17 protein-coding genes and 3 pseudogenes are annotated in these 15,819 nt (G+C 64.0%); 16 read left to right on the top strand and 4 right to left on the bottom strand.

Features of this window, described 5'->3' with window-relative positions; genetic code table 11:
- The first annotated feature begins 15 nt into the window (after positions 1–15).
- Together ASD01_RS21035 and ASD01_RS21030 are read left to right on the top strand one after the other, a co-directional pair.
- Entirely contained in the window at positions 16–807 is a 792-nt protein-coding gene (locus tag ASD01_RS21035) for a taurine ABC transporter ATP-binding protein (RefSeq protein ID WP_060529090.1), read from the top strand.
- The gene (locus tag ASD01_RS21030; protein ID WP_060529091.1) at positions 804–1,655 is read left to right on the top strand and encodes an ABC transporter permease subunit; all 852 of its coding nucleotides are present in this window, start codon (positions 804–806) and stop codon (positions 1,653–1,655) included. Before ASD01_RS21035 ends, ASD01_RS21030 begins: the two co-directional genes overlap by 4 nt.
- A 10-nt stretch (positions 1,656–1,665) precedes the next feature.
- Here the strand turns inward: ASD01_RS21030 and ASD01_RS21025 are convergent, their stop codons facing one another.
- Both ASD01_RS21025 and ASD01_RS21020 read right to left on the bottom strand, forming a co-directional pair.
- Positions 1,666–3,072 (bottom strand): FAD/NAD(P)-binding protein, encoded by a 1,407-nt coding sequence (locus ASD01_RS21025; protein ID WP_060529092.1) that lies wholly within the window; start codon positions 3,070–3,072, stop codon positions 1,666–1,668.
- Positions 3,073–3,379: 307 nt separating this feature from the next.
- A complete protein-coding gene (locus ASD01_RS21020) occupies positions 3,380–3,985 on the bottom strand; it encodes an RBBP9/YdeN family alpha/beta hydrolase (RefSeq protein WP_034801968.1) in 606 nt (201 codons plus the stop codon).
- A 419-nt stretch (positions 3,986–4,404) separates the two neighbouring features.
- Here ASD01_RS21020 and ASD01_RS37635 point away from each other — a divergent pair.
- From ASD01_RS37635 to ASD01_RS21005, 6 genes and pseudogenes are all read left to right on the top strand, one after another.
- Positions 4,405–4,542 (top strand): annotated as a pseudogene (locus ASD01_RS37635) (molybdate ABC transporter permease subunit); the annotation flags it as partial.
- A gap of 100 nt (positions 4,543–4,642) precedes the next feature.
- Positions 4,643–4,949: pseudogene (locus ASD01_RS36900) on the top strand (ABC transporter permease); the annotation flags it as partial.
- Position 4,950: 1 nt separating this feature from the next.
- On the top strand, positions 4,951–5,470 hold a 520-nt coding region (gene cysT / locus ASD01_RS36895), incomplete at its 5' end, for a sulfate ABC transporter permease subunit CysT (protein ID WP_244495274.1).
- Between the two features lie 12 nt (positions 5,471–5,482).
- A pseudogene (locus ASD01_RS37630) lies at positions 5,483–5,569 on the top strand (molybdate ABC transporter permease subunit); the annotation flags it as partial.
- Positions 5,559–6,479: a sulfate ABC transporter permease subunit CysW gene (cysW, locus tag ASD01_RS21010; protein ID WP_112773461.1), complete on the top strand. Its 921-nt coding sequence runs from the start codon at positions 5,559–5,561 to the stop codon at positions 6,477–6,479. The pseudogene ASD01_RS37630 and the gene cysW, both read left to right, overlap by 11 nt.
- A 31-nt stretch (positions 6,480–6,510) precedes the next feature.
- Positions 6,511–7,872, top strand: coding sequence for a TOBE-like domain-containing protein (locus ASD01_RS21005; protein ID WP_082584665.1), 1,362 nt, complete (start codon positions 6,511–6,513; stop codon positions 7,870–7,872).
- Here the strand turns inward: ASD01_RS21005 and ASD01_RS21000 are convergent.
- Positions 7,869–8,198: a YciI family protein gene (locus tag ASD01_RS21000; RefSeq protein WP_060644362.1), complete on the bottom strand. Its 330-nt coding sequence runs from the start codon at positions 8,196–8,198 to the stop codon at positions 7,869–7,871. The two genes, ASD01_RS21005 and ASD01_RS21000, sit on opposite strands and share 4 nt — an antisense overlap.
- A gap of 151 nt (positions 8,199–8,349) precedes the next feature.
- On the opposite strand from ASD01_RS21000, the gene ASD01_RS20995 reads away from it, so the two are divergent.
- The 4 genes from ASD01_RS20995 to chrA all read left to right on the top strand — a co-directional run bounded on the left by ASD01_RS20995 (position 8,350) and on the right by chrA (position 12,082).
- Positions 8,350–8,616: a hypothetical protein gene (locus ASD01_RS20995; protein WP_060530360.1), complete on the top strand. Its 267-nt coding sequence runs from the start codon at positions 8,350–8,352 to the stop codon at positions 8,614–8,616.
- Between the two features lie 190 nt (positions 8,617–8,806).
- Positions 8,807–9,565: an alpha/beta hydrolase gene (locus tag ASD01_RS20990; RefSeq protein ID WP_060644361.1), complete on the top strand. Its 759-nt coding sequence runs from the start codon at positions 8,807–8,809 to the stop codon at positions 9,563–9,565.
- 287 nt (positions 9,566–9,852) lie between these two features.
- Positions 9,853–10,674 (top strand): chromate resistance protein ChrB domain-containing protein, encoded by an 822-nt coding sequence (locus ASD01_RS20985; protein ID WP_060644360.1) that lies wholly within the window; start codon positions 9,853–9,855, stop codon positions 10,672–10,674.
- 1 nt (position 10,675) lies between these two features.
- Complete coding sequence (gene chrA, locus ASD01_RS20980; protein WP_060644359.1) at positions 10,676–12,082, top strand: chromate efflux transporter; 1,407 nt, start codon at positions 10,676–10,678, stop codon at positions 12,080–12,082.
- A 15-nt stretch (positions 12,083–12,097) separates the two neighbouring features.
- Here the strand turns inward: chrA and ASD01_RS35685 are convergent, their stop codons facing one another.
- Entirely contained in the window at positions 12,098–12,289 is a 192-nt protein-coding gene (locus tag ASD01_RS35685) for a hypothetical protein (protein ID WP_156623672.1), read from the bottom strand.
- A gap of 237 nt (positions 12,290–12,526) precedes the next feature.
- On the opposite strand from ASD01_RS35685, the gene ASD01_RS20975 reads away from it, so the two are divergent.
- The 4 genes from ASD01_RS20975 to ASD01_RS20960 all read left to right on the top strand — a co-directional run bounded on the left by ASD01_RS20975 (position 12,527) and on the right by ASD01_RS20960 (position 15,756).
- Positions 12,527–13,555: an NAD(P)H-dependent flavin oxidoreductase gene (locus ASD01_RS20975; protein ID WP_060644358.1), complete on the top strand. Its 1,029-nt coding sequence runs from the start codon at positions 12,527–12,529 to the stop codon at positions 13,553–13,555.
- 107 nt (positions 13,556–13,662) lie between these two features.
- On the top strand, positions 13,663–14,595 hold the full coding sequence (locus ASD01_RS20970; RefSeq protein WP_060644357.1) for a LysR family transcriptional regulator: 933 nt from the start codon (positions 13,663–13,665) through the stop codon (positions 14,593–14,595).
- Positions 14,596–14,737: 142 nt separating this feature from the next.
- Positions 14,738–15,451 (top strand): SDR family NAD(P)-dependent oxidoreductase, encoded by a 714-nt coding sequence (locus ASD01_RS20965; RefSeq protein ID WP_034799680.1) that lies wholly within the window; start codon positions 14,738–14,740, stop codon positions 15,449–15,451.
- A gap of 65 nt (positions 15,452–15,516) precedes the next feature.
- The gene (locus tag ASD01_RS20960; RefSeq protein ID WP_034799678.1) at positions 15,517–15,756 is read left to right on the top strand and encodes a tautomerase family protein; all 240 of its coding nucleotides are present in this window, start codon (positions 15,517–15,519) and stop codon (positions 15,754–15,756) included.
- Positions 15,757–15,819: the final 63 nt, after the last annotated feature.

Below are 15,819 nucleotides of genomic sequence, written 5' to 3'. Positions count from 1 at the left end.
TGCCAGGAGAACAGCATGTCCGTCCTCTCGCTTGAGAATGTCACATTGCGATACGCGGCCGATGCCGGCCGGAACACGCCGGTGCTTGCATCGATCGATCTGTCGATCGACCACGACGAATTCGTTGTCGTCATCGGCCGCTCCGGCTCCGGCAAGACCAGCCTTCTCAATCTAGCTGCTGGCTTCGTGAAACCAAGCAGCGGCCGCGTTCGGCTCGATGGCGCGCCGGTCGCCGGCCCAGGGGCAGAGCGCGCCGTCGTGTTCCAGGACGATGCGCTCTATCCGTGGCTGACCGCCCTCGACAATGTCGCCTTTCCCCTGCGCCTGCGCGGTATTTCCAAGGCGGATCGGCTTCGGCGGGCGCGAGCCCTTCTCGATCAGGTCGGGCTCAGCGATGCAGCCGAGCGGCATGTCTGGGAACTGTCGGGCGGCATGCGCCAGCGTGTCGGCATTGCCCGTGCGCTCGCCTCCAGCCCGAAGTATCTGTTGATGGACGAGCCGCTCGGCGCGCTCGACGCGCTGACCCGCAGCCGTATGCAGGGCTTTCTTCTGGACATATGGCAACAGAATAGAGTCGGCGCCCTCCTGATAACCCACAGCATCGAGGAGGCGCTGCTGCTGGCAACGCGGGTTATCGTGCTTGCCCCCAATCCCGGCCGGATCACCAGCGAAATCTTCACGACCTTCGGCCGCGATCACCTCGCAGGGACACCGCTTTCGGAAATCCGCAGCTCAGCCGCCTTTCGCCGGCTGCAGGACGAATTGACCGTGCTCATCCATGCCGAAGAAGAAGAAATTGCCGCATGAGCATCTCGGTTGAAGGCCTGCCGCCCATCATGCCGACGGCACGCGACCTAGACGAGCAACCGGAACAGAGCGCCGACCGACCACCATTGCCGCTTGTCTGGATTTCGCTCGCGACCATTACGGCACTGCTTTTCCTCTGGAGCCTTGCCTCCAGCTATGGTTTCGTCTCGCCGCTGTTCCTGCCGTCACCGGTTGCCGTCTACCAGGCACTCCGGAGCCTTGCCATCACCGGTTTTGTCGATGCGACGCTCGCTGAGCACGTCGGCGCCAGCCTGCTGCGGATCTTCGGCGCCCTTGCCGTCGCTCTCGTCGCCGGCATTCCCGCCGGCCTTGCCATCGGAGCGAGCCGTCTCGGCAAAGGCATCCTCGATCCGATCGTCGAATTCTTGCGACCGCTGCCGCCGCTTGCCTATCTTCCCCTGGTGATCATCTGGCTCGGCATCGGCGAAGCGTCGAAGATTGCGGTGATTGCACTGGCGATGTTACCGCCGGTCATCCTTTCGACGGCAACGGGCGTCCGTTCCGCGTCGGCCGATCACGTCAACGCGGCGCGCTCCTTCGGCGCGTCGCGGCTACAGGTCCTGCGCCATGTCATCGTGCCGAGCGCCCTGCCCTCGATCCTCACGGGAACCCGTATCGCGCTCGGCGCCGGGTGGTCGACGCTGGTGGCGGCCGAACTCGTCGCCGCAACCCGCGGCCTCGGTTTCATGATCCAGTCCGCCGCCCAGTTCCTTGTGACCGACGTGGTCATTGCCGGCATCGTCGTGATCGCCGCCGTCGCCTTCCTGTTCGAACTGGCGGCACGCCTCATCGAGCGCTGGCTGGTGCCCTGGGCGACGCGGCGCTAAGCGGCAAGCCTTAGCCAGTCTTCAGAGTGACCCGGTTCCGGGTTGCGATCAATCGCGCCGCGGCATAGGTCTGCGTGACGATTTCCGGCACGAGATCGATGTCGGGCAGGCTGCCAACGCCGAGCGGCCCGATTGCGTAGAGATCGCGCGTCGGGCCTCCGCCCGCGAGCACTTCGCCCGCAGGGCTGACGGCAATGCCGAGATCGAGTTCGTCGGGTTCGGCAAGGCCGCCGGAAAAAAGGCTCTGCATCAACGGCGCCTGAAGATCGGGCGCCGAACAACGACAGTCTATCACCTGGTCGGCTGACAGCAGCGTCTCCTGGATTTCACCGGCAAAGCGCACCATCAACCCTTCCGGACGGCGCCGGCCGGCCCAGCCCTTGCGCAGCACGGTCCGCTCGCTGGCAAGCTCCTGCCGGAGACGCAGGTAGAGGGGTGCCGGCAGGCGATTGCGATGGCTGTCGTAGATCGACCGCAGGTGCCGGTTAAAGCGATGTTTTTCTTCCTCTGGCAGCGCCTGCCACAAGGATCGCGCCCGTCGACGCAGGCCGTTCATGGCCGCCTGCCAGCCGAGCCCTGCCTCTTCTGCCTCGGCACAGGCCTGCCGGACGAAGCGAACGATCTCGCCGAGCCGCGTCGGCATCGGCTCGACCGGAAATGTCGGCGCTGCCGAAAGACGGGTATGCGGCTGCGGCAGGAAACCATGGCGGGAGAGGATGGTGACCTCGCCGGCAAAGCCGTTATCGCGAAGCTGCAACAGGCGGTCGACCACCCGGACTCCGCTACCGAGCAGCACCGTGTGGCGCGGCACGACGAGACGACGGGCGCGCACCAGTGGCTTTTCCTCGTCGGCGACTTCCATCTCTCCGCGGCGCAAACCAAAACCAGTCGCCAGCACAACGGCGTCGCATTCCACCGTCGCGTTGTCCTGCACCACGAGAAAGCGCCCATTAGCCTGCTTGCGAAGACCAAGCACCGCCTGACAGGAGAGCTGCATCGAAATATCCGGCCGGCGCGTCAGCGCCTCGGAGAAGCGCTGGTAAACGTAGTCGCTGAAGATGCTCTTCGGCACGAAGATCTGCTGGAACCCGGGAATGGCGGCCGGCACGGCGGCGCGAAACTCGGCATTGGCCGAGAGCCAGTCGTTGAAGTCTTCGGGCTGACCGGCGGCCACCGAAAGGTCGCGAACGCGGCTGTTGAGGATTTCGCCGCTCTGGGCGGCCGCCAGGACCTGCCCGCCGCTGATCGTCGGTTGCGGGTCGAAGAGATGGACGTGAAAGGCGGCCCGCACAGACTTCATCAGGGCGATAGCCATCATTACACCGGAAAAACCGCGGCCGACGATGGCGATATGCGGCTTGCCCCTGGAAGCCATTTCCGTCGGAGACGTCTTGGCAAACAATCCATGGACAGTCATGTGCACTCTCCTATGGCCGGCCCCGCCGGCAAAGTTTGAAATGCATGGCTGTTTCGGTCCTCAACGCAGACACCGACCGAATTGTGAGGGTATCGGCGACCATCTGCAGGGTCGCGAGAAGATATCCCGCAAGGACGGTCGAGCCCGTATGTCCTATCCCGGCTGGCCTGGCACCTTGGCGCATGCGCATCCCTAGACGGTATATTCTATAAACTTTGTGCGTTATTAGAGCGCGAAACGGCGCCGACATCAAGGGCCGTGTGACACGACCACGCAAAGCGGTCTCCCTCGCCATGCCCTGGAGCGTTCAAGCCACGCCGTTTGGCAAGGGTAACTGCTCTGAAAATTCGCCCGGCTGCGCACGTGCAAACTCCCGACGCGAAATCCCGTTCAACACCCTCAATAGGTCATAGCCATGCGACCAGCGGCCAAAACCACTGGCAATGTTGATGTGCCCGGCATGGCCAAGATCGACGAGGCGGCTGCCCCAGCGGGTCGAAAAATGACGCAGGCGGTCGAAAGGCATATAGGGGTCGTTCAGGCTGCCGACGACGAGGCTCGAAAAAGGCAAGGGCAGGTCGGGCATCGACCCGAAATCGATGGCACCCGGATGAAGCCGATCGGTCGGACCGAGATCGCACGGCGCGACGAGCAAGGCGCTGCGCACCTGCCGGGCGAGCGGGCGCCGCACGAGATTGGCGACCAGAAGGCAGCCGAGGCTGTGGGCCACGAGGTCGACTGTTCCATGCCGGAAGATCTCGTGTTCGAGCCTGTCGCGCCAAAGATCGAGCCTCGGGCGATCCCAATCGTCCTGTTCGACAAGAACCGCCTGCGGATTGTCATTGAGCCAATGGCGCTGCCAGTGGCCGCTGCCCGATCCGAACAGCCCGGGAATGATGAGCGTTGTTGCCATGACATCAGCCGCTTACAAGAATGTTTCAAAGTAACGGGCCGCGCATTCTGCCGCGCCCGATTCATGGCTTGATTATGGAAGAGCGGGACACAGCGCGTAAGCAAGGAACATTCAATATCTATAAATTCTATAGCATAACTTTTCAGCTGCATCGTTTGCCTTCCATCATTTTAGATGTCAGGCATGGAACAAAGTTGGGAGCAGAGTGTTTCTTGAGACGCGGTCAGAAGCGAAAATCAGTTTCCCTTCCGGCCGCCGAAGCGTCAAAAATTTGCGTTGTTGGAGCCCATGAAATTGGTAGTTTGGTGCCGAAAGATACCGGCGCTCGAACAAGCCGGCCAACCGGCGGTTTGAAGATCGGTTTGGATGAGGGGATAGCGCAGCCGCTCGCGGCTGCGGGGCTAAGAGGTGACCGAAAGGTGACGGAGCGACGCAATGGGGACCGGTGGCAATTTCGCCAGCCGAGTGTTTTGCCTGGATTTGGATTGTCGCTCGGGATCACGCTGAGCTGGCTGGTTCTGATCGTGTTGATCCCGTTGTCGGGACTGGTGTTTCGGGCCAGCGGGCTCGGCTGGGCGCAGTTCGTGGCGCTGGCGCTTGATCCGCGCACGCTCAATGCCTTGAAGATCTCCTTCGGCACGGCCTTTATCGCCGCCNGCCAGCGGGCTCGGCTGGGCGCAGTTCGTGGCGCTGGCGCTTGATCCGCGCACGCTCAATGCCTTGAAGATCTCCTTCGGCACGGCCTTTATCGCCGCCGTTATCAATCTCGTCTTCGGCGTCATCCTCGCCTGGGTATTGGTGCGCTACCGGTTCCCCGGCAAGCGGGTGATCGACGCGATGGTCGACCTGCCCTTTGCGCTGCCGACCGCGGTTGCCGGCATTGCGCTGACGACGCTCTATGCCCCGAACGGCTGGATCGGCCAGTTCCTGGAGCCGCTTGGCCTCAAGATCGCCTTCACACCGGNGCCGACCGCGGTTGCCGGCATTGCGCTGACGACGCTCTATGCCCCGAACGGCTGGATCGGCCAGTTCCTGGAGCCGCTTGGCCTCAAGATCGCCTTCACCCCGGCCGGCATCGTCATTGCCCTGATCTTCGTCGGCCTGCCCTTCGTCGTCAGGACCGTGCAGCCGATCATGGAGGAGATCGACAAGGAGGTGGAGGAAGCTGCAGCCACCCTTGGCGCCAGCCGCTTCCAGACGATCAGCCGGGTATTGCTGCCGGGGTTGCTGCCGGCCGGCCTCACCGGCTTTGCGCTCGCCTTTGCCCGTGGTGTCGGCGAATACGGCTCGGTGATCTTCATCGCCGGCAACCTTCCTTATGTCTCCGAGATCGCGCCGCTGCTGATCGTCATCCGGCTCGAAGAGTTCAACTATGCGGCTGCGACAGCAATTGCCGCGGTCATGCTGGCGATCTCGTTTGCCATGCTGCTCCTCATCAACTCGATCCAGGCCTGGAGCCGGCGGAGATATGTCTATGTCGCATGACCTGACCGCCGNGTCATGCTGGCGATCTCGTTTGCCATGCTGCTCCTCATCAACTCGATCCAGGCCTGGAGCCGGCGGAGATATGTCTATGTCGCATGACCTGACCGCCGCCTCAGCACCCAGTCCCGGCCTCAGTCCGGCCTCCGGCCCTCGCGCCGCCCTGCCGGAACTGGCCGCYGCCACCTCCGAAAGCCGCTTTGCCCGACTGACGCTGACGATCACCGCGCTCGCCTTCGTCGCGCTGTTTTTGCTTTTGCCGCTCGCCGCCGTCTTCACCGAGGCGCTGCGCAAGGGCGTGACGGAATTCGTGCTGGCSCTTGGCGATGCCGAAACCTTTTCCGCCATCCGCCTGACGCTGATCGTCGCCGCCATCGCCGTGCCGCTCAACCTCGTCTTCGGSGTGGCCGCCGCCTGGGCGATCGCCAAGTTCGAGTTCAAGGGCAAGGCCTTCCTGACGACGCTGATCGACCTGCCGTTCTCGGTCTCGCCGGTGATCTCCGGCCTCGTCTTCGTGCTTCTGTTCGGCTCGCACAGTGTCCTTGGTCCCTGGCTGCAGAGCCACGGCATCCAGATCCTCTTTGCCGTGCCGGGCCTGGTGCTCGCCACCGTCTTCGTCACCTTCCCCTTCGTCGCCCGCGAGCTGATCCCGTTGATGCAGGAACAGGGCAGTAGCGACGAGGAGGCAGCCTTGTCTCTCGGGGCATCGGGCTGGCAGACCTTCTGGCATGTGACGCTGCCCAACATCAAATGGGGGCTGCTTTACGGCGTGCTTTTGTGCAACGCCCGCGCCATGGGCGAGTTCGGCGCCGTCTCGGTGGTGTCCGGCCATATCCGCGGCGAGACCAACACCATGCCGTTGCAGGTCGAAATCCTCTATAATGAATACAACTTCGTCGCCGCTTTCGCGGTGGCGGCGTTGCTGGCGCTGCTGGCGCTGATCACCCTGATTTTGAAGACGGCGCTGGAGATCCGCTACAGCGCCGAGATCGCCGCCAGCCGCAGGCACTGACCGGGAAAGCCGGCATTCGAAAGGTATTGTCATGGACGTGCGCGTTCACAACATCCGCAAGGAATTCGGCCGCTTCCCGGCGCTCGACGACGTCTCGCTCGACATCCGCTCCGGCGAGCTGATCGCGCTGCTCGGCCCCTCCGGCTCCGGCAAGACCACACTTCTGCGTCTCGTTGCCGGGCTCGAAAGCCCGACCGAAGGCACGATCTTCTTCGGCGACGAGGATGCCTCGCAAAAGACCGTGCAGGAGCGCAACATCGGCTTTGTCTTCCAGCACTATGCCCTGTTCCGCCACATGACCGTGCTCGACAACGTCGCCTTCGGCCTCAAGGTCCGCCCGTCGAACCGCAGACCGCCGTCGGCCGAGATCCGCAAGCGCGCCCTCGATCTGCTCGACCTCGTGCAGCTCTCCGGCCTCGACAAGCGCTATCCGGCGCAGCTCTCGGGCGGCCAGCGCCAGCGCGTGGCGCTCGCCCGCGCCATGGCGGTGGAACCGAACGTGCTTCTGCTCGACGAGCCCTTCGGCGCGCTCGACGCGCAGGTCCGAAAGGAACTGCGCAAGTGGCTGCGCGACATTCACGACCGCACCGGCCACACGACGATCTTCGTCACCCATGACCAGGACGAGGCGCTGGAGCTCGCCGACCGCGTCGTCGTCATGAGCAAGGGCGTGATCGAACAGGTCGGCACCCCCGACGAGATCTACGACCATCCGGTCTCGCCCTTCGTCTACGGCTTCATCGGCCAGTCGAACTGCCTCAATGTTACGCTGCAGAACGGCGAGATCTGGTTCGAGGATCGGCCGATCGGGCTGCGCGCCCCGTCCGAGCCCGACGGCCCCGCGAAACTGCACTTCCGCCCGCACGACATCGAACTGATCGACGGCTGCGGCGGTTGCCTTGCCGGCCTCGTTGCCGCCAGCCGCCGCGTCGCCGGCACCCGTCATCTCGAACTTGACCTTGGCCGCAACCATCCGCATGTCGAGATCGAACTCTCGCCCGAACGCGCCGCTGCCGGCGACCACAGCCGCATCGCCTTCCGACCGACAAAGTGGAAGAAACTGCACTTCCGCCCGCACGACATCGAACTGATCGACGGCTGCGGCGGTTGCCTTGCCGGCCTCGTTGCCGCCAGCCGCCGCGTCGCCGGCACCCGCCATCTCGAACTCGACCTTGGCCGCAACCATCCGCATGTCGAGATCGAACTCTCGCCCGAACGCGCCGCTGCCGGCGACCACAGCCGCATCGCCTTCCGACCGACAAAGTGGAAGATCTTCAGGGAAGGTCGACCGGAGATGAAGATCGCTCCGGCCGGAGCCACGGAATCCCAGCGCCAGACGGCCGATGAGGCCGAATCCATGCTCGCCGCTCAGGTCTCCTGGGCGACTCCCTAAGGAAGTTCAAGCGGCCAGACTTCGACCACGCCGTGAGCAACGGCGCAGGGTGTCTGCGAAACCAGGGCGATGGCTTCGTCGAGATCGGCCGCTTCGATCACCGCGAAACCGGCCACCGGCAACGGGGATGACAGGAACGGACCATTCTTGGTTTCGACCCGCGCCGCATCCGCATTGCGCACCTGCACGGGCGCGCCGGCAATCCCCATCAACACGCCATCGGCCTGAAGTCGCGCGTCATGCGCATGCGCCGCATCGCGCACCACCGCCGCCGTGCGATCGTAGCCGGCGCGATCGCCGTATCCGATGGTGATGAATTTCGGCATGAACCTCTTCCTTCAAGTTGCTCGATGAGAAACGCGTCTAGCTCTGACGGGCTAATTGACAGCCCGGCCTTCAGGCCGTTCCGTTGAAGGAACGCGGATGCGCCGGGAAAGTTGCGACGCCGGTGCACAGCGTCAAAAGAGGGAGGATCCGATGCCGACCATCATCGCCCATCACAACATTACCAAAGGCGCCGATCACTGGCTGAAATCGCCGAGACGCAAGGAACTCTTCGGCGCGCTCGGCATCACCAACATCCGGACCTTCGTCGACCCAAAGGACCCGACGCGCGTGGCCGTCATGATGGATGTTCCCGATATTGGCGCCCTCTCGCAGGCGATGCAAAGCCAGGCTGCGGCGGACGCCATGGCCTATGACGGGGTTGTGCCGTCATCGCTTGTGATCCTGGTTGAATCGTAGCGCGCCTTCGCGCGGCGTGCCTCTGTACCTTGCCATGTAGGGTGAAAGACCGCGCTTCGGCCTTTCGCCATGGCGTCGAGATTGAGCCGCTACAATGCGGTACATATTGCGGCGAAGACCGACACATCCGGGATACCTCGCCTGAACAGATTGCCATCGTTGCCTCACGAACAGAAGAAGGAACGATCGCATGAGCCACCGCATCCTCCCGACCATCGCGCTTGCCTTGGCGACAAGCGTCGTCGCCTTCGCAGCGCAAGCAGCCGAGATCAAGAACATCGTCATCGTTCACGGCGCTTTCGCCGACGGTTCCGGCTGGAGAGAAGCCTCCGAAATCCTCGGGCGCCGCGGCTTCAACGTGACCGTCGTCCAGGAGCCGCTGACGTCGCTCGGCGCGGACATCGAGGCGACGAACCGCATCCTCGATCTCCAGGACGGCCCGACCCTGCTCGTCGGCCACAGCTATGGCGGCATGGTCATCACCGAGGCCGGACACCATAGCAAGGTCGAAGGCCTGGTCTATGTGGCCGCCTTTCAGCCCGACAAGGGCGAAAACCTTGCAACGCTCGCCGGATCGAAACCTGCGGCCGCCATGAGCGTGCGCGAAACCCCGGACGGCAAGTATCTCTATCTCGACCCAAAGGCGTTTCCGGCCGACTTCGCCGCCGATTTGCCTGCGGCGGAGGCGGCCTTTGCGGCGAAATCGCAGGTCCTTGCCGCCAAGGAGGTCTTCGCCGCCAAGGTCGGCGACCCCGCCTGGCGCACCAAGAAAAGCTGGTCGATCGTCGCGACCGATGACCGCGCCATCAACCCGGACCTGGAGAGAAGCATGGCCAAGCGCGCCGGCAGCCAGGTGACCGAAATCAAGGCCAGCCACGCTGTCTTTGCTTCGCAACCGGAGAAGGTTGCGGGCGTCATCGAGGCCGCAGCCAACGAGGCCGGCAAATAGCCCGAATGCCGTCCTCCGCGACCTGAGTGTGACCTTCGGCACTCAGGTCGCTTCCTTAACGGCAACCGAGATCTGGCGCCAAAGACCTGTAACAATCCTTCGGTAGTTTGCCTCGGATCACGCCTCAGCGCGAAGCGCTTTCGCCATGTCCCGTAAAGTCGCCGCCGAAGCGCGGCTTGACAGCGTGCGGCCAACGGCGGCAAACTTTGCTGATGGGGGTGCGATCACCCCATGAGGCGCCAGCCGAAGCATCGCGTCCATAGAACCGCTCATCCGGAGGACGCGTCATGTCGTCGTATCTCGAAATATCATCGGAAAAACTCGCTCGCCTCATCGGCACGCCGAACTGTCCCGCGCTGATCGACGTTCGCGTCGACGAGGACTTGGACGCCGATCCACGTCTCGTCCCGGGATCCGTCCGGCGCGACTATCGCACTGTGCAGGACTGGACACACGACGTCGACAAAGCGTCGGCGATCGTCATCTGCCAGCAGGGCAAGAAGCTCAGCCACGGCGTTGCCGCCTGGCTGCGCAATGCCGGCATCTCCGCCGATGTGCTCGAAGGCGGGTTCGAGGCGTGGGTCGAAGGCGGCAGCCCCGCCGTGCCGTCTTCGGCTCTACCGGAACGGAACGCCCAAGGGCACACGGTCTGGGTCACCCGGGCGCGGCCGAAGGTCGACCGCATCGCCTGCCCCTGGCTGATCCGGCGCTTCGTCGATCCGCATGCCGTTTTCCTTTACGTAGCGCCGTCGGAAGTGGAGATGGTCGGCGAGCGCTTCCGGGCGACACCGTTCGACATCGACGCGTCCGTGCGCTGGAGCCACCGCGGCGAGCGCTGCACCTTCGACGTCATGGTCGAGGAATTCGGGCTTGCCACGGCCCCGTTGCTGCGGCTCGCCACGATCGTGCGTGCTGCCGATACCGCCCGCCTGGAACTCGCGCCGGAGGCATCGGGCCTGCTTGCCGCCTCGCTCGGGCTCTCGCGCATGTATGCGGACGATCTGGATCAACTGGACGCCGGCATGCTGCTCTACGACGCCTTCTATCGCTGGTGCCGGGATGCTACCAACGAGACCCACAACTGGCCCTCGGCCAAGAAGGACGCCTGAGATGACCGACATCGCAGACAGGGCCGCGCCGGGACCGGCGCGGCAACGGGAAAGCCACGGCATCTCCTTCGGCGAAGCGGTCCGGGTCTGGGCGCGGATTGCGGCGCTGAGCTTCGGCGGGCCGGCTGGACAGATCGCCGTCATGCACCGCATCCTGGTCGATGAAAAGCGCTGGATCGGCGAACACCGTTTCCTGCACGCGCTCAACTACTGCATGCTTCTGCCGGGACCCGAGGCGCAACAGCTTGCCGTCTATATCGGCTGGCTCCTGCATCGCACCGCCGGCGGTCTCGTCGCCGGCATCCTCTTCGTGCTTCCGGGGTTCCTCGCGATCCTGGGCCTGAGCTACATCTACGCCGCCTTCGGCAATGTCACGGTCGTCGAGGGCCTTTTCTTCGGTCTGAAGGCCGCGGTGCTCGCGGTCGTCGTTCAGGCCGTCTTCCGCATCGGCGGGCGAGCGCTGAAGAACAAGGTGATGATCGGCATTGCCGCAGCCGCTTTCATCGCCATCTTCGTTTTCCGGGTCCCCTTCCCGCTCATCATTCTTGCAGCCGGGGTGCTTGGCTACATCGGTGCACGTTCCGGCTCGGATTTCTTTCGCATCGGCGGAGGCCACAAGGCCGGCACGGGTCCGGTACTCAAGGACGAAGACTCCGTGCTCGGCGACGAAATTCCCGCGCATGCGCGCCCGAGCCTCGCCTGGTCGCTGCGGATCTCGGCGATCCTGCTTGCCCTGTGGCTGGTGCCGCTGGCGTTGCTCGTCGCCATTCTCGGCACGGGCAACGTCTTCAGCCAGATTGGCCTCTTCTTCAGCCAGATGGCGGTGGTCACCTTCGGTGGCGCCTATGCCGTACTTGCCTATGTCGCCCAAGAAGCGGTGCAGCACTACGGCTGGTTGAAGCCGGGCGAGATGCTCGACGGGCTCGGCATGGCCGAGACGACACCTGGGCCGCTGATCATGGTCGTCCAGTTCGTCGGCTTCATGGGTGCTTATCGCGATCCCGGCACGCTTTCGCCCATGGCGGCTGCGACCCTCGGAGCGATGCTAACGACCTGGGTCACCTTCGTTCCCTGCTTTCTCTGGATCTTCCTGGGCGCGCCCTTCATCGAGCGGTTGCGCAACAACGTCGCGCTGACCGGCGCCATGTCGGCGATCACCGCCGCCGTCGTCGGGGTCATCCTCAACCTTGCGGTCTGGTTTGGCCTGCACACGCTGTTTGCCGAAGTCGCCCCCTGGACGCTCGGGCCGTTGGCGCTCGATATTCCGGTCCTAGGGTCGCTGGTATTGCCGTCGCTGCTGCTGACGCTCGCGGCCGGCGTGGCGATCTTCCGCTTCAATGTGTCGGTCATAACCACGCTGCTTGCCTGCGCGCTCGCCGGCATGGCCTGGACGCTGGCAACGAACTGAGGGCGGAGCCGGCGCTCAGTCGTCGTAGACAGATTGCGGCAGGTGAAATCCCTCCGGCAATTGCGATCCGTATTGGCGCTCTTCCGGTGGCGGCGGAGGCTCGCGGTGCTTTATTGCGCGAGCCGCAAGCACGGCCTTCAGCTGCACGGGCCGGTAGTGTTCGACAAGGCTCGGAAGTGTCTCTTGCTTGTCCGTCTGTCGCGACATCGCGGGCTCCTTGGAAAGGTCTCTCGCCACCGAGCGACAGTGCCAGTCAACCGACTGTGTTGCAACAGTTGCCGCGCGATCGACGGTCCCGAGGGGGCCATCGCCTCCGCCATACCTGCCGCGAGCGACGCACAAGATATTCGGGTGAACTGTGGCGCCTGCCCTTGCGTCCGTAACCGCTCACCCTACCTCTGCAGCGCTGCCAGATGGCAGGCAACACGCAGCGAGGACACGACTATGCAAGGCACCCTTTCGAAACTCGGCCTGAGACATCCCCTGATCGTTGCGCCGATGGCCGGAGGTCCTTCGTCGCCGGCGCTCGTGGCAGCCTCTTCCGCCGCCGGCGCGCTCGGCTCGATCGGCGCGGCCTATTCGAGCCCGCCGGCGATCGCAGAGTTCGCCCAGGCCGTGCGTGCCCGAACCGATTGTCCCTTCGCCATAAACCTCTTCATCCAGCATCCGCAGCCGAAGATCGACGCGGCGGCGCTCGAGCGCGCCCGGCGCGCGACGGCGGGATACCGCGTCGAACTCGGCCTGCCCACGCCGGAATTTGCAGCGCCCTACGAAGAGGATTTCGACGCGCAGTTCGAGGCGGTGCTGCGGGCAAAGCCTGCGGCGCTGAGCTTCGTCTTTGGCGTTCTGCCCGCCGAGCACATGCGCGCTGCTCGTGACGCAGGAATGCTGATCATCGGCACGGCAACGACGCCCGAGGAAGCCCTGGCACTCGAAGAGAGCGGCGTCGATGCCATCACGCTGCAGGGGTACGAGGCCGGCGGGCATCGGGGTATCTTCGACCCGTCCGCGGAAGACAGCGAAATCGGCCTTGAAGACCTGCTCGCCTGGAGCCTGGGAAAGGTCAAGGTACCGCTCATCGCCGCGGGGGGGATCATGACGGGTTCCGACATCCAAGCCGTTCTCGCAAAAGGCGCCAGCGCCGTGCAGATGGGTACGGCCTTCCTCAAGACCGCCGAAGCTGGGACGTCGGCCCCCTATCGCGCGGCGCTAGAGGGCACGGAGCGGAAGACGCGAACGACGCGGGCCTTTTCCGGCCGGTTTGCGCGCGGCGTCGAAAACCGTTTCATGAACGAGGTGGATGCCGCCGCCGTAATGCCCTTTCCGGCCCAGAACAAGTTCACGCGTGACATCAGAGCGGCGTCCACGGCGAAGGGGTCGCCAGACTTTCTGTCCTTGTGGTCGGGAACCGGCAAGGGCGAGCTTTGGCAGGGCTCCGCGTCCGATTTGATCGCTCGCCTCTTTCCGGCGTAGCTCAGAAGTTACAGCACTCTCCTATGCAGTGCTGTCGGCCCTTTACTTCCGCCGTCTTGCAGACGAATTCTTGCTGATTGACGTCATCTCTTGCGAAAGTCGGCAGAATGGATCGTATCGATGCGATGAAGGTCTTCGTCACGGCGATTGACGAAGGCAGCCTTGCGGGTGCGGCCCGTCGGCTGAAGCGATCGCCAACGGCCGTCAGCCGCGCGCTGAACCTGCTCGAAGCCCATGTCGGTGTCGAACTGCTGCACCGGACGACCCGCTCGCTGAAACTCAGTGAAGCGGGCCAGCGCTATGCAGCAGCCTGCCGGCGGGTGCTGGTCGATCTCGAAGAGGCCGATATGCTCGCAGGCGGCGAGCGCGCGGCTCCGCGCGGCACGGTAACGATCTCTTCGCCGCCGATCCTCGGTGAAGAGATGCTGCGCCCGATCCTCGACGACTTCCTCAATCTCTACCCGGCGGTTTCGGCCAGGTTGCTGCTGCTCGACCGCTTCGTGAACCTTGTCGACGAAGGCGTCGATATCGCGCTGCGCATAGGGCACCTCGCGGATTCTTCGCTGATCTCAACACGCATCGGCGGCGATATCAGGCGCGTCGTCGTCGCTTCCCCACGCTATCTCGCCAGTCATCCCCGCATCGACGAGCCGGCAGACCTCGCCAAGCACCAGATCGTCGCCTTCACCAATTTCGGCCTTGATTCCTGGGCCTTTACGCCGGCCGAAGGTTCGCTGATCCCGCGCACGGTACAGTTCACGCCGCGCTACATCGTCAACAGCGTGCGCGCAGCGGTCGATTCCGCCGTTGCGGGCACCGGCCTTACCCGGCTCTACTCCTACCATGTCGCGCGCCATGTCCACGACGGACAGTTGAAGATCGTGCTGGCCGATGCCGAGCATCCGCCGATGCCGGTTCATCTTCTGGCACCGCAGGGCCGCATGTCGGTTCCCAAAGTTCGCGCCTTCGCGGATTTCGCCTTGCCGCGGCTCAGGACCGAGTTCGCACGCATGGCGATGGAAGCTGGCACGCTTGACTGATTATGCCGAATTTCGGTTGATTGACCGCCTATTATCGTCAATTCTCCCACAGCTCGGATGGGTCTAAATCTGATTGCACCAACGCCGAGGGCGAAGGACGGGCTGCACGAACGCCCGTTGCAATCGAAGAAGGATCACATCTATGAGCAACGAACAGAAGGTCGCCATCATCACCGGTGCATCGCAGGGTATCGGCGCCGCCCTGGTGCAGGCCTACCGCGATCGCAACTACCGTGTCATCGCCACGTCGCGCTCGATTAGGGAGAGCGCGGACGCTGGCATCCTCGCCGTTGCAGGCGATATCGGAAATCCCGAGACCGCCGAGCGCGTCGTGCGCCAGGGCCTCGAACGGTTCGGCCGCATCGACACCCTGGTCAACAATGCCGGCGTCTTCACCGCCAAGCCGTTCACGGACTTCACCCAGGAAGACTACGACCTGAACATGAGCGTCAATGTCGCCGGCTTCTTCCATATTACCCAGCACGCCGCCCGCGAGATGCTGAAGCAGGGCTCCGGCCACATCGTCAGCATCACTACCAGCCTCGTCAACCAGCCGATCGCCGGCGTGCCCGCCGCGCTCGCCTCCATCACCAAGGGCGGCCTGAATTCGGTAACCCAGGCGCTCGCGATCGAATTCGCGACTTCAGGCGTTCGCGTCAACGCGGTTTCGCCCGGCATCATCAAGACGCCGATGCACGCGCCGGAAACGCATGCGGCGCTTTCGACACTTCACCCGGTCGGACGAATGGGCGAGATCCGCGATATCGTCGACGCCGTTCTCTACCTGGAGGGTGCCGGCTTCGTAACGGGCGAGATCCTGCATGTGGACGGCGGCCAGAACGCCGGACGCTGGTAGGCCAGTAACTCTCCAAACAAACGCGGCACCTTTGGGTGCCATCAAGTTCCAGAAAGGAGACGGCAATGCCGATCGTAACAGTTCAGGTGACCCGCGAGGGCACCACGCCGGAGCGTCAAACGGTGACGGCGGAGGAAAAGGCCGAGATCATCAAAGGCGTCAGCCAAGTGCTGCTCGACGTGCTCAACAAGCCGCTGGAATCGACCTATGTGGTCATCGAGGAAGTCGATCTCGACAATTGGGGCTGGGGCGGCCTGCCCACCGCCCAGTATCGCGCGCAGCTTGCTGCAAAAGCTAAAGCCTGACGCGATCAGCCACAGTTCCCACGACCCGCCGCTTGACAGCAAGCGGCGGGTTTCCTTTGTGAA

This window comes from Ensifer sp. Root423 (assembly GCF_001426275.1).
In the GTDB taxonomy this organism is placed as follows: domain Bacteria; phylum Pseudomonadota; class Alphaproteobacteria; order Rhizobiales; family Rhizobiaceae; genus Ensifer; species Ensifer adhaerens.
The sequence above is the reverse complement of the archived record's forward strand: the minus strand, read 5'-3'. Positions and strand labels throughout refer to the sequence as shown.

Coding starts and splice junctions, on each gene's coding strand:
- ASD01_RS21035 (WP_060529090.1), top strand. CDS start 16: ATGTCCGTCCTCTCGCTTGAGAATGTCACATTGCGATACGCGGCCGAT.
- ASD01_RS21030 (WP_060529091.1), top strand. CDS start 804: ATGAGCATCTCGGTTGAAGGCCTGCCGCCCATCATGCCGACGGCACGC.
- ASD01_RS21025 (WP_060529092.1), bottom strand. CDS start 3,072: ATGACTGTCCATGGATTGTTTGCCAAGACGTCTCCGACGGAAATGGCT.
- ASD01_RS21020 (WP_034801968.1), bottom strand. CDS start 3,985: ATGGCAACAACGCTCATCATTCCCGGGCTGTTCGGATCGGGCAGCGGC.
- ASD01_RS21005 (WP_082584665.1), top strand. CDS start 6,511: ATGGACGTGCGCGTTCACAACATCCGCAAGGAATTCGGCCGCTTCCCG.
- ASD01_RS21000 (WP_060644362.1), bottom strand. CDS start 8,198: ATGCCGAAATTCATCACCATCGGATACGGCGATCGCGCCGGCTACGAT.
- ASD01_RS20995 (WP_060530360.1), top strand. CDS start 8,350: ATGCCGACCATCATCGCCCATCACAACATTACCAAAGGCGCCGATCAC.
- ASD01_RS20990 (WP_060644361.1), top strand. CDS start 8,807: ATGAGCCACCGCATCCTCCCGACCATCGCGCTTGCCTTGGCGACAAGC.
- ASD01_RS20985 (WP_060644360.1), top strand. CDS start 9,853: ATGTCGTCGTATCTCGAAATATCATCGGAAAAACTCGCTCGCCTCATC.
- chrA (WP_060644359.1), top strand. CDS start 10,676: ATGACCGACATCGCAGACAGGGCCGCGCCGGGACCGGCGCGGCAACGG.
- ASD01_RS35685 (WP_156623672.1), bottom strand. CDS start 12,289: ATGTCGCGACAGACGGACAAGCAAGAGACACTTCCGAGCCTTGTCGAA.
- ASD01_RS20975 (WP_060644358.1), top strand. CDS start 12,527: ATGCAAGGCACCCTTTCGAAACTCGGCCTGAGACATCCCCTGATCGTT.
- ASD01_RS20970 (WP_060644357.1), top strand. CDS start 13,663: ATGGATCGTATCGATGCGATGAAGGTCTTCGTCACGGCGATTGACGAA.
- ASD01_RS20965 (WP_034799680.1), top strand. CDS start 14,738: ATGAGCAACGAACAGAAGGTCGCCATCATCACCGGTGCATCGCAGGGT.
- ASD01_RS20960 (WP_034799678.1), top strand. CDS start 15,517: ATGCCGATCGTAACAGTTCAGGTGACCCGCGAGGGCACCACGCCGGAG.